The following is a 12,657-nucleotide window of genomic DNA, read 5'->3' as shown; positions in this document are numbered from 1 at the left end:
ATTTATAAACGTCATGGCTGACATAAAACCAAAGTCGTGTGTTTATTTTTTTATACAGGTGTAGGCTATGTGCAGTAGTAGGCTCGAGCAGGTGGTTATCTGTATTTGTTTAAATCTCAATTGAGGCAAGGAAACTATGAGTAAAGAATCTGTCGTTATTGTAGCTGCGAAACGTACTCCCATGGGCGGTTTTATGGGATCGCTGTCAACGCTGCCAGCCACTGATTTAGGCGCAGAAGCGATTAAAGCAGCATGCGGTGATGTTGATGTTGCTGCAGTAGACGAAGTCATTATGGGCTGTGTACTGCCAGCAGGTTTGGGACAATCACCAGCCAGACAGGCTTCACTGAAAGCAGAATTACCGTTATCGGCAGGCGTGGTAACCATTAACAAAGTGTGTGGTTCAGGGTTAAAAGCAGTGATGCTGGCATCCGACATGATTCAGTCGGGCAGTGCCGAAGTGATTGTTGCCGGTGGTATGGAAAGCATGAGTGGTGCACCGTACCTGTTACCAAAAGCGCGTGGCGGCTATCGTATGGGTCATGGCAAAGTGCTTGATCACATGATGATGGACGGTCTGGAAAATGCCTACGATGGTCAGGCTATGGGCTGTTTTGCGCAGGCAACGGCCGATGCAGAAGGTCTTACTCGTGAAATGATGGATGAATTTGCGATAGGTTCATTATCAAAAGCCAACGAAGCAATTAACAGTGGCACCTTTGGTGATGAAATTGTGCCAGTAACCATTTCTACCCGTAAAGGCGATGTAGTGGTAGACACCGACGAAGGTCCGGGGTCTGCTCGTCCGGATAAAATTCCGTCTCTGCGCCCCGCATTCAAGCGCGATGGTACAGTTACTGCCGCGAACTCAAGTTCTATCTCTGATGGTGCTGCCGCGCTGTTGGTAATGAGTGAGTCAAAAGCGGCTGAGCTGGGCTTAACGCCACTGGCGAAAGTGGTAGCTCATGCAACTAACTCTATTGCACCGGAAGACTTTACCGTTGCGCCGGTTGGCGCCATGGAAAAAGTGCTCGATAAGGCAGGCTGGAGCAAAGACGACGTTGATTTATTTGAAATCAACGAAGCGTTTGCCATGGTAACCATGCTGGCGATTAAAAAGCTGGGGCTGGATGAGAGCAAGGTGAATATTAAAGGCGGTGCGTGCGCGCTGGGTCATCCGATTGGTGCTTCTGGTGCCCGTATCCTGGTTACCCTGTTACACGGCCTGAAGCAAAAAGGCCTGAGTAAAGGGATTGCCTCACTGTGTATTGGTGGTGGTGAAGGTGTGGCACTGGCAGTAGAAATGCTGTAATCAGAGCCGCTAATAACACAGGGCCAGCTTCAGGCGGCCCTGTGTACATTTACCAATCAGATAGTCCTGAACATTACATTGATTTTATTCGTAATTGTTTCAATGAGTTGATTTAAAGCACGCTGCAACGCATACTTGGTAAAAACAAGAATAAATGACATGGTGATGTTCAAATTACGAACAGTATTTACGCTTTGCTTTGTTATCTGCGCCGCTAGTTTTGCAGGTAAGGCAAGTGCCAGCCCAAAATCAGTAACCTACTGTATAGACCCGGCCTGGGTTCCTTACGAAATGCTCCGCAATGACAAACACGTGGGGATTTCTGCCGACTACCTCAAATTGGTAGGGGAGCTGGCTAATCTGAATTTCAAACTGGTTAAAACCGACTCTTTCCGTCAATCTCTTGAGTATGTGCAAACCGGCCGTTGTATGCTGATGTCGATGCTCAACAGTTCTGCGCACCGCAATGTGTACCTTGATTTCACGGTGCCATACTTTCAATCGCCGAATGTGCTTATCGCCCGTGATGCTAAAGTAATGTACCAGGGCCTGGAAGGGCTGAATAATCAGTTATTGGGTGTGGCAAAAGATTCATTTCTGGCCGATTACCTGGCTCGTTATTATTCACAGCTCAGCCTGCAGCTATTCGAAAGTGAAGGAGAAGGACTACGGGCGTTGAGCAGTGGTGACGTTGATGTGTTTGCCGGTGCACTGCTGAGTATTAATACAGAATTGAATAAAATGAATATGCAGGAAATGGCTATCGTTGGTTATGCTGAACCCTACAATTCCCTGCGTATGGGCGTAAACAAAGCGTACCCGGAACTGGTTGCCCAAATTAATGACGCCATTGAGCGAATTCCCGAAGCGGCTCGGGTGGATATCTATAAACGCTGGAGCAATGTAAAACGCCAGTACCATCAGGATTTTCGTTTGGCGGTGCTGGGCATTGCCTGTGTTGCGGTGATTCTGGCCACACTGTTCTGGCGGCGCAATATTATGCGCAGGTACAGTCGTGAATTACGTTCAAAGCAGGAAGAAATGGAAAACCTGCGGTCGGTATTGCTGGAAAAAAACCGCATGCTGGAGTTTTTATCCTCCCATGATACTGCCACCAATCTGTATAACCGCAATTTTATGCTGCACCGGGCAGAAGATGAAGTGTCTCGCTTTAACCGTTTCCACACCGCGGCTACGCTGATCCTGTTTGATTTTTCTACTCAGAATGTGCGGCCACACCCCGGCGATAAACTATTCTCGGAAGAGAGCATGAGAGAGCTGGCCAGAGTCTGCCTGCGCAGCGTGCGGGAAGTCGATATCGCCGGACGTTGGAGTGCTGAACAAATTATTATCCTGTGCCCGCAAACGCCCATTGCAGCATCGAAAATTCTGGCAGAGCGATTAAAGGATGCCATTGAAACGCATCCCCGGGATGACATTCGTTTATTACCATTCTCGATAGGACTAGCCGCTTTGCAGGAAGGTGAAACCTTTGCCGATTGGTATGAAAGAGCCAGTCAGGCATTATACCTGGCGCGTCGTCATCATAGTGGTAAGGTGATGATAGCGGAAACCTGAGAGGCTTCAGTTTAGTATCAAAAAGGGCAGCGTGCAGCTGCCCTTTTAGCCCCAAACAACATGCTTCAATAGGTGGTTTGATCAATAGTGTAATTTCGCATTTATTGTTAGGGGTCAGCAAAGGAAGATGTTTATAGATTTTTGTCGGAGTCGCCGACGTCGACCAGAGGGGGTTGTGCGACCCCCTCTGGACTCCCCGCAGCCCTTATCAGTGAAAGGCGTCATCGTCTCTGGCAGAACAAACTAGACCGTCAATGACGGCACATCCCTGTGCCGCATCGACTGAATCCTCATCCATGATGATTCTTCTACTTTGTTATGTCTGCCAGTGACGATGACAACACTGAAATAGGGCCAAAAATATAGTTCTTTCTTCGCATTAAATAGCATTAACTGTTTAGGAGGGAGGGCAGAACAGCCCCTTGGGAAAGAGGCATTTTCTGTATTGGACTATACCAGTGGTTCGTATTTCCACTGATGCATATCGTAGCTGACTTGCGCCCGGTCGTATTCCCGTTCGGAACGCCAGTTACGGTTGTTGAGTTTAACCGACACGCCGGAGTACAGTTTTTTGTTGGCAATCAGCTTAGCGGCTTCCTGATACTGTTGTTTGGCCTGTGACATCTCTACCGATTTACTCTCCATCCAGGTCAGCAGGTTCGATTCGTTTTTGAGCATTTCTTTAGCTTCGTCAACCTTGCTGAGTAAAGATTTGGGCACAACGCGGTTATTGATGTTGTCAATTTTCTGTTTGTGTCGTTCAGCATTACCGCGGATCTGACGCAGCAGCTCCTCAAAACTGTCTTTACGGGCCTGGAGCTGATTAAAGCCCATGCTGAAATCAATACGCAAAGTACTGCCTGAGACTGCACCTACGGTACCCGCGATGACCGGGCCATGACTGCTGATTTCGCAGGCAAACAAGTTACCTTGTGGGTTATCCGGCTGTCCCACCACAATCTGGCCACCGGTAATGACCCGGCAATGGGCAAGCTGGCGGCCTACATTCAGGTTGCCACCACAGATAATGTCGAGCCCCTGTCCATGTTGTAGATACACGCTGCCACCGGCCTGGATAGTGCAGGTATATTCGTTGTGATTGTCTGACTGCTTACCCATTGCCCCTTCGGTGATGATGACATCGCCGTCAGCCTGGATATGAGCAGACTCGGCAAAGCCATTCACGGTGACATCCCCTTTGGCTTTGACAATCATATTTTCAGTCACGTCACCATTAACCAGCACAGAACCCTCATAGGTAATATGGCCGGTACCCACGTTAACACCCTGGCAAATAAAGGTATCGTCAACCTGCATCACCAGGTTGTTGTATTTGGGCATGCCAGCAATAGTAGAGACCACCAGGTTTTCATCATGATCGCTAAGCGCGGTGCCACTTCCTAGATTAAGTGGTACCCAGTCACCAATTTTTGATGGTAGTACGTTGCCGTGCACATCAAAGCCATGGCGGCCTTTGCCGGGCGCTTCACGACGCAGCACTTCGGCGCCGGCTTTAACGCAGACAATTTCGCCAAGGTTACGTAAATCGACTTTTTTATCGGTTTTAGCCTGAGGCTTGAGCACGCGCTCCAGCGCGTTAGGGACCAATGGCACCTGTTTAGATGAGTGGCCGTCGCGAGGCGGTAGCCCTTTGGCGATTTCACCTTCAACATGACTACCAGGCTCTGCCTCGGCGACTCTATCAAGCAACGCGCGAATGCGTTTAATGCCTACGCCGCGACGTATACCGTTATTTTTTGCCATCATCTGGATTTGTTCAGCCCGCGGCAACTGGCCACCGTGAGGCGCTGTAAGAATGGCATAGGCGCTCATATTGTCTTCGCTAATGCGAAACTCAACTTCGGTATGGCGTCGTTCGCCAACCTGTTCAACCACCTGTTGTGAACTGTCACGGGTTTTGAACAAGTGATTCGCCTTATCACAGGCTGTTTTGATGGCGTTCTCTGACAGATAGACTTCATCAAAGCCCTGTTCACACAGCGCTTTATGGACTTCTTCTGCCGAGAGCTCCTGTTCCAATTCACCGGGGGAGATGGTTAACGTTACGTTTTCCCGGTTGGTATCGAAAGAAAATTTTACACCTTGCATTGCCATTCCTGTCTGTTAGCGCTGCGCGCACGTGAACAAGTCGTCGTTATTATTATTCTATATCTGCAATTTTGGGTATTTCTGTAGCGGTTGACCCTACACAAATACTACAAATTTTGTGCGTAATCGTATAACGCTTTCAATATCGCTTTGTGCTCGTTATTTTCTGCATGTTGCATGGCCAGTTGTTCCAGCTCCAGCAGGTAAGCATCTATGGTGATACTGGCCGGAGAATCTGGCGCTGTCAATCTAAATTGGCGGTGCTGCTGCCAACGCTGGCTTTCCTCAAACGTCAGTGTATGTGGGTAGTTTCTGGCCCGATAACGAAACAGCAGGGTTTTGAGTTTGGGGTTCTGCATGCGCTCAGCAAGTACGCTGAGCTGCTCCGGCTGAGCCTCTCGCACATCATCGCACCAGTGTTTCTCTTCGTTAGTTAAAAAGCCGCCGCTGTAGAGTGCGTGATCGGCATCAACTTCGCTATCTTCATGAGGCTCATTGTAAAGCTCAATCAGGGTATCCCGCCAGGCGTTATCTTCGGCCAGGCGTTTGTAATTTTCCAGGCACTGATCACGGTTAAGGCCCAGGCGATCGGCATTGTCTTCGGTCAGCGCTTTAGCGGTGGTAATAAACGGCGAACGGTTAATGTGGATAAGCTTAATCCCCGGGCGTTGCTGGCCTTCCTCGAAGCTCTCCTGGCGCGCATACAGCAGGCTACGCAGGGTTTCGGCATTCTCGTTTAAAATAGCTTGTGGATCCTTGCTTAAGTCTACGCAAATAATCGCGTTAGGGTTAGAGGGATGCTGCGCAACCGGCAGGATCCAGGTGCAACAGCCCTGACTGGCGGGGATCTTCGATGAAACATGTACCAATGGAGTAAGTTGCTGCAGATTTATTTGTTTAATTACCTGGGCTTTCTGGCGTAACGAGAACGCATAGTCGAACAGCTTAGGCTGTTTTTCCTTTATCAGACGCGCCAGCGCAATGGTGGCACGCACATCAGCCAGGGCGTCGTGAGCCTGACCATGATCGATACCGTTTGCTGCGGTGAGTAATTCAAGCTTAAAGCTCGGGCTGCCGTCTTCCCTTAGCGGCCACTCAATACCTTCCGGGCGGAGCGCGTAACAGGCCCGAACCAGATCAATGATATCCCAGCGACTATTGCCGTTTTGCCATTCCCGGCCATAGGGGTCGTAAAAGTTTCGATAAAACATGTAGCGACTCACTTCATCGTCGAAGCGAATGCTGTTGTAGCCCACCACGCAGGTATTGGGTTCGCTCATGGCCTGATGTACTTTGGCGGCAAAGTCTGCTTCTGTCATGCCGTCCCGCAGGGTGTGCTGTGGTGTCAGTTTGGTCACCAGTGCCGCCTGCGGATGGGGCAGGTAATCGTTGCTAATGCGACACATAATATTAATGGGTTTGCCCACCTCATTGAGATCCTGATCGGTGCGGATGGCAGCAAACTGACTCGGCTGGTCTTTTTGCGGGCTGACTCCCCAGGTTTCGTAATCGTGCCAGAGAAAAGTTGCAGAACTGGTAGTACTCATGGTTTAGGTCGTTTAATCCGTAACGCTTTTGCTTTTATAGCGACATCCTAACATGGTTAACCGGGGGAGAAGCCAGAAAATCAGTGTTCGGGAGGAAGTCCCGCTCTTGCAGGGTGAATGACTCTGGTACCTGCAGGCAATAGGCAGTAGAGTAAATTACACAACGATAATAAATATTGGGAACCACTAATGTTGAAAAATGTATCTGTCAAACCTCTTCTCGCTGCTTCTTTGTGCGCACTGGGTTTATCCTTTCAGGCTATGGCGGCTGACGTTGCCATTGTTATCCACGGCGGTGCCGGCACAATACTGAAAAAAAACATGACTCCCGAGCGCGAGAAAGCCTATGTTGAGAAGCTTACCGAAGCAGTTAAGAAAGGTTACGCGTTACTGCAGTCCGGTGTAGATGGTGAAACTGCAGTGGTAGAAACCATTCAGGTGCTGGAGCAATCGCCACTGTTTAACGCCGGTATTGGCGCGGTGTACACATTTGACGGCGAACATGAGCTGGATGCCTCTATGATGCACGGTGGCACATTAAACGCAGGCGCGGTAGCGGGCGTTAAAACTATCGCCAGCCCGATTGCCGCCGCACAAGCGGTGATGGAGCACTCTCCCCATGTTATGTTAAGTGGTGAAGGCGCCGAAGAATTTGCCTTGTCGCGCGGTATGGAGCCGGTTGATAACCATATTTTCGATACCGACCGTCGCTACAAAGCGCTGGAAAAAGCCCGCGAACGGATTTTAAAGGCAGGCATTGCTTACGGTGGCCAGCGGGGCAACGAGCGCTTCGGTACGGTTGGCGCTGTCGTTATCGATAAGCAGGGCAACCTGGTGGCTGGCACGTCCACCGGCGGCATGACAGCCAAGCGTTATGGCCGCATTGGTGACTCGCCGGTCATTGGTGCCGGTACCTGGGCCGATAATAGCAGCTGTGCGGTATCAGCTACCGGTCACGGTGAGTATTTTATTCGCTACCATGTTGCTGCAGATATTTGCTCACGGATGAAGTATACCGGCGTCAGCCTTGATGAGGCGGCCAATACAGTAATTAACGATGTGCTGGTCGAAGCCGGCGGCGATGGCGGTATTATCGCCATTGACCACGATGGCAACATTGCCGCGGTGTTTAATTCTGCCGGTATGTACCGGGCGCAAATCGATACTGACGGCAAAGTGAAAGTTGGCATCTATAAAGAATGGGTTGAGTAAAACTGATACCGGACATTGATACCTGTTAATGTCCGGAATGCTTTAAAAGGTGATGTAAATAGGGTTTCTGCGTTCAGACAGCCTGCTAAAATTACCTTTCCTCCTCCTAAATTACCCCCTTATTACGACCAAAGTAGTGTTAAGAAAAAGTTAACATTCCATCGCATTCTGAACTAGGCTTATTACAGGGCAAGACGCCCCAGAGGCTGTCTTAATAGCCGGGCAACAATGCCCCGTTATATAGCTGTAGTATGCGCTATCACCCTCTTGATAATAACAATCATGCCACAGCAGAGCGTAAGGTTTAATCGTGGCAAAGGAGGATCTATGGAATCGTTACTGGTAGGTAAATACATGAGTCAGCATCCGGTTAAGCTCACTGAGTCAATGCCGGTGGCTGAAGCGGTAGAAAAGCTACTGCAAAACAACCAGTCCGGTGGACCTGTGCTGGATAGTGCAGGGCAGTTGTGTGGCTTTTTATCCGAACAGGACTGCATCAAAGCCATGGTGGAATCGACCTATTACCGTGAGCAGGTGTGTCGCGTGGGTGAAATCATGAAAACGCCAGTACTCACGGTGCGTGAAGATATGTCGATTCTGGAAGTGGCAGAAAAGCTGCTGGTTGAAAAACCTAAGGTGTATCCGGTGGTCAACAGCGATAACAAGCTGGTCGGCTGCATTACCCGCAGTCAGATCCTGTTTGCTATCGATAAACACTTACACGCGGAATACCCCAAAACCGCCTGATAAGGCCGATAACGCCTGATTTATACAGTGATGCTGGCATAATAAAAGACCAGCAGGCTGGCATTCGGGATATTGAGACTGGAAAAATGGTTGCGGTTCTTCTAGGATCGCTGCGTTTTTAGTTTCCGGATGTTATCTGCTTTTATGTCAAAGCCTTCGCCCATCGGTGCGTTACTCAGTCAATTGCCGCAATGTCTTATTAAAGACAGGTTTCCTATACGCCGCCAGTTACATAAACTGGGTAAGGCCGATCTAACTAATGAGAGCAATCAGCAGCAATTGGCAAAAGTCATCGAGCGTATTAATGCTTCGGTGGAAAAGTGCTCGGCGCGCCAGGCGTCTATTCCGGATATTGCTTATCCGCCGCTGCCGGTCAGTGACAGAAAGGATGACATCAAACAGGCCATTGCCGACAATCAGGTAGTCATTATCGCCGGTGAGACCGGCTCCGGTAAAACCACCCAGATCCCTAAAATCTGCCTGGAACTTGGCCGGGGCGTGGCCGGTACCATTGCCCACACCCAGCCACGGCGACTGGCCGCCCGCAGCGTGGCCAACCGCATTGCCGATGAACTCAACACCACTATTGGTGATCTAGTCGGTTTTAAAATTCGCTTTTCTGATCAGGTCAGCGACAACAGTCTGGTAAAACTGATGACCGACGGTATGCTGCTGGCAGAAATGCAGCAGGACCGTTTTCTGAATCAGTACGATACCATCATTATCGATGAGGCCCACGAGCGCAGCCTGAATATCGATTTTCTGATTGGTTACCTTAAGCAGCTGCTGGCAAAACGCCCGGAACTGAAGGTCATTATTACCTCGGCAACTATCGATCCCGAGCGTTTCTCGCGCTATTTCAACGATGCGCCAATTATCGAAGTGAGCGGCAGAACCTTTCCGGTAGAAGTTCGCTATCACGACCCGGAAGACGCCGAGGACGATGCCGATCAGGTGGAGCGGATCATCCACGCGGTAGACGAGTTGATGCGCGAACCACCGGGTGACATTCTGGTGTTTTTAAGCGGTGAGCGTGAAATTCGCGATACCCAGGATGCATTGAGTCGCCGTCAGTATCGGCATACTGAAATCATTCCGCTGTATGCAAGATTGTCGGCTTCTGAGCAACAGCGGATCTTTCAGTCGCACAGCGGTCGACGCATCGTATTGTCGACCAACGTTGCGGAAACCTCACTAACCGTCCCCGGCATTAAGTATGTTATCGACCCGGGTACGGCACGTATTTCCCGCTACAGCGCGCGCAGTAAAGTACAGCGCCTGCCTATTGAGCCGATATCCCAGGCCTCAGCCAATCAGCGTGCCGGTCGATGCGGCCGGGTCTCAGAAGGTATCTGTATTCGTCTTTACTCTGAACAGGATTATGACAGCCGGCCGGCATTTACAGACCCTGAAATTCTGCGTACTAATCTGGCCTCGGTTATTCTGCAAATGGCCAGCCTGGGCTTAGGTGACATTAACCAGTTTGATTTTGTGCAGCCGCCGGACAGTCGTCAGATTAACGATGGGTTTCGTTTACTGGAAGAAATTGAAGCCATTTCCCGTAAAAAAGGTCGGGTTACGTTAACCAAACTGGGCCGGCAGATATCCCGCTTACCGGTGGACCCGCGTTATGCCCGAATGGTGGTGGCAGCAGGTGAGTTTAACGCGCTGATGGAAGTAATGGTGATTGCGGCCGGGTTATCCATTCAGGATCCCCGTGAGCGTCCGCAGGATAAACGGGCACAGGCCGATGAGGCGCACAGTGAATTTGCCGATAAAGACTCTGATTTTATTGCCCTGTGGAATTTATGGTTGGCCTTTAGGGAGCAACAAAAAGCGCTATCGAACAGCCAGTTGCGTAAATGGTGCCATGGCCATTTTATCAACTACCTGCGCATGCGCGAGTGGCAGGACATCGTTAGCCAGTTACGTAAGTCTGTGGCAGAAATCGATTTACGCATTACCAGTCAGGCTGCTGATTACCAGGCCATCCATCAGGCTTTGTGTAGCGGTTTGTTATCCCATGTGGGCATGAAAGATAAAGACCGCGAATACCTGGGTGCGCGCAACACCAAATTTATGATCTTTCCCGGCTCAGGACTGGCCAAAGCCAATCCCAAATGGATTGTGGCAGCCGAGCTGGTAGAAACCTCCAAACTATTTGGCCGCATGGTAGCCAAAATTGAACCGCAATGGCTGGAATCGCTGGGCGAGCACCTGGTTAAACGCAACTACGCTGAACCGCACTGGTCGAAAAAACGCGGCGCAGTGACGGCCAGTGAGCGGGTAACCTTATTCGGCCTGCCAGTCGTGGCGCAGCGATATGTGACTTACAGCCAGATAGATCCGGCCACCTGTCATCAGCTCTTTATCCGTGAGGCGCTGGTTAATGGCGAAACCAAGCTGCGGTATGCCTTTTTAGAAGATAATCAGGCGTTGCTTGAACTGGCCGATGGCTGGGAGCAGAAAACCCGGCGTCGGGATCTTATGGTCGACGAACAAATCCTGGTGGACTTTTACGCCGATAAACTGCCCCTTGAAGTGAATAACGACGCCGCCTTTAAAAAGTGGTTAAAAGGGCAGTCCTCTACCGACTTTTTGCGCCTGACCGAGCAGGATGTGTTTCGTGAGCAACCCGGCACATCGGCGGCTAATGCGTTTCCAGACGTTTGGCAGCAGGGCAATATCACCCTGCCGCTGAGCTATCATTTTGAGCCTAACGCCGACGACGATGGCGTGACGGTAAGCATCCCTTTACCCTTGCTTAATCAGGTGGTGGAAGACGGCTTTGACTGGCAGGTTCCGGGCCTGCGCGAAGAGCGGGTAGTCCAATTAATAAAAAGTCTGCCCAAACGCCTGCGGCGTAACTTTGTGCCCGCGCCGAATTACGCGCAGGCGGCACTGGCAGATATGCGCATGCAGGAAGAAAAGTCCGGCAAGCCGATTAAGCTTCTCGATGCACTGACCACTAAGTTACTGAGAATGACCGGGGTGAGGGTAGCGCCAGAGGACTGGCACCCTGAGCAACTGGACAAACACGTGATAATGCATTTTGCTGTGGTGGATGCTGAGAACAACGTACTTGGCCGCGGCGATGATTTGCAAGCCTTAAAGGACCGCCTGCAGGGGCGGGTAAAAGAGACCTTTGAGCAGGCTGCCACACCGGAACTTGAGCGAAAGGATATCACCACCTGGGATTTCGATACACTGCCAGCCAGCTTTACCCAGAAGCACGGCGGTTTTGAGGTACAGGCTTATCCCGCGCTGGTTAATCATAATGGGCGGGTAGACATTGAACTGATTGCCGAGCAGGACAAGGCTACTGTATTGCATCAACAGGGGCTTAATCGTTTACTGATGCTGGGTATGCCGTCGCCGGTGAACTACCTCGAGCAGAAGCTGCCAAATAAAGCTAAACTGGGGCTTTATTTTAACCCCTTTGGTCAGATTAAAGCGCTTATTGACGATTGCATTCTGGCTGGCATCGACGCGCTCAGCCATGAATTTCAGGCTAAGCACGAGCTGGTCATTCGTGATAAAGAAAGCTTCGACCGGTGCCTGGAGCATGTGCGCGCCAACATCAATGAGTCGGTGCTGGCCATTGCCCAGCAGGTAGAAACCGGTCTTACACTGGCCCATCAGTGTCAGAAGAAAATGAAAGGGAAGGTGTCACTGGATATGGTGGCTGGCCTTAACCATGTCAAACAACATCTGGGGACGCTGGTGTATCCGGGCTTTGTGGCGGAGGTGGGCTTTGCCCGACTGGCCGATTGGAACCGCTATATTAAGGCATTGGCGCGCAGGCTGGAAAAACTGCCGGTCGATCCGAATCGTGACCGCTTACAACAAATTACGCTGGATAAAGTCGAACAGGCCTATGCGGCAGTACTCAACAAATACCATGCCGATAAAGTACCTGCCGAACTGGCAGAAGTGCGTTGGATGATTGAGGAGCTTCGGGTATCTCTGTTTGCTCAGCAACTGGGGACGGCTTATCCAATCTCAGCTAAACGGGTGTTAAGCGTCCTTGAGGCTTATTAGCCCCTGGACTTAAAACCAACAAATAACGTTATTTTAAACTTAACCCTCGGAGCTGGTCTGAAATTACATTGACAACTCACGAATGTCACCCTATAAACTTGTTAGTAGCAG

Annotated in this window: 7 protein-coding genes; 5 read left to right on the top strand and 2 right to left on the bottom strand. The window is 50.4% G+C overall.

Annotation, left to right across the window (positions count from 1 at the left end):
- The first annotated feature begins 136 nt into the window (after positions 1-136).
- Together C6Y40_RS18415 and C6Y40_RS18410 are read left to right on the top strand one after the other, a co-directional pair.
- The gene (locus C6Y40_RS18415; RefSeq protein WP_105935866.1) at positions 137-1,312 is read left to right on the top strand and encodes a thiolase family protein; all 1,176 of its coding nucleotides are present in this window, start codon (positions 137-139) and stop codon (positions 1,310-1,312) included.
- 159 nt (positions 1,313-1,471) lie between these two features.
- Positions 1,472-2,890 (top strand): transporter substrate-binding domain-containing diguanylate cyclase, encoded by a 1,419-nt coding sequence (locus tag C6Y40_RS18410; protein ID WP_105935865.1) that lies wholly within the window; start codon positions 1,472-1,474, stop codon positions 2,888-2,890.
- A gap of 450 nt (positions 2,891-3,340) precedes the next feature.
- Here the strand turns inward: C6Y40_RS18410 and C6Y40_RS18405 are convergent, their stop codons facing one another.
- The gene (locus C6Y40_RS18405; RefSeq protein ID WP_105935864.1) at positions 3,341-4,999 is read right to left on the bottom strand and encodes a DUF342 domain-containing protein; all 1,659 of its coding nucleotides are present in this window, start codon (positions 4,997-4,999) and stop codon (positions 3,341-3,343) included.
- Between the two features lie 107 nt (positions 5,000-5,106).
- Positions 5,107-6,546: an exodeoxyribonuclease I gene (gene sbcB / locus C6Y40_RS18400; RefSeq protein WP_105935863.1), complete on the bottom strand. Its 1,440-nt coding sequence runs from the start codon at positions 6,544-6,546 to the stop codon at positions 5,107-5,109.
- Between the two features lie 189 nt (positions 6,547-6,735).
- On the opposite strand from sbcB, the gene C6Y40_RS18395 reads away from it, so the two are divergent.
- From C6Y40_RS18395 to hrpA, 3 genes are all read left to right on the top strand, one after another.
- The gene (locus C6Y40_RS18395; protein ID WP_105935862.1) at positions 6,736-7,758 is read left to right on the top strand and encodes an isoaspartyl peptidase/L-asparaginase family protein; all 1,023 of its coding nucleotides are present in this window, start codon (positions 6,736-6,738) and stop codon (positions 7,756-7,758) included.
- A 327-nt stretch (positions 7,759-8,085) separates the two neighbouring features.
- Positions 8,086-8,505 carry a CBS domain-containing protein gene (locus C6Y40_RS18390; RefSeq protein WP_105935861.1) on the top strand — a complete coding sequence of 140 codons (420 nt, stop codon included), beginning with the start codon at positions 8,086-8,088 and terminating at the stop codon, positions 8,503-8,505.
- 144 nt (positions 8,506-8,649) lie between these two features.
- Positions 8,650-12,546 (top strand): ATP-dependent RNA helicase HrpA, encoded by a 3,897-nt coding sequence (gene hrpA / locus C6Y40_RS18385; protein WP_105935923.1) that lies wholly within the window; start codon positions 8,650-8,652, stop codon positions 12,544-12,546.
- Positions 12,547-12,657: the final 111 nt, after the last annotated feature.

Source organism: Marisediminitalea alba (assembly GCF_002993365.1).
GTDB lineage: Bacteria > Pseudomonadota > Gammaproteobacteria > Enterobacterales > Alteromonadaceae > Alteromonas > Alteromonas alba.
The sequence above is the reverse complement of the archived record's forward strand: the minus strand, read 5'-3'. Positions and strand labels throughout refer to the sequence as shown.

Bases quoted from the DNA above. Each gene is read 5' to 3' on its own strand.
- C6Y40_RS18415 (WP_105935866.1), top strand. From the start codon at position 137: ATGAGTAAAGAATCTGTCGTTATTGTAGCTGCGAAACGTACTCCCATG.
- C6Y40_RS18410 (WP_105935865.1), top strand. From the start codon at position 1,472: ATGGTGATGTTCAAATTACGAACAGTATTTACGCTTTGCTTTGTTATC.
- C6Y40_RS18405 (WP_105935864.1), bottom strand. From the start codon at position 4,999: ATGCAAGGTGTAAAATTTTCTTTCGATACCAACCGGGAAAACGTAACG.
- sbcB (WP_105935863.1), bottom strand. From the start codon at position 6,546: ATGAGTACTACCAGTTCTGCAACTTTTCTCTGGCACGATTACGAAACC.
- C6Y40_RS18395 (WP_105935862.1), top strand. From the start codon at position 6,736: ATGTTGAAAAATGTATCTGTCAAACCTCTTCTCGCTGCTTCTTTGTGC.
- C6Y40_RS18390 (WP_105935861.1), top strand. From the start codon at position 8,086: ATGGAATCGTTACTGGTAGGTAAATACATGAGTCAGCATCCGGTTAAG.
- hrpA (WP_105935923.1), top strand. From the start codon at position 8,650: ATGTCAAAGCCTTCGCCCATCGGTGCGTTACTCAGTCAATTGCCGCAA.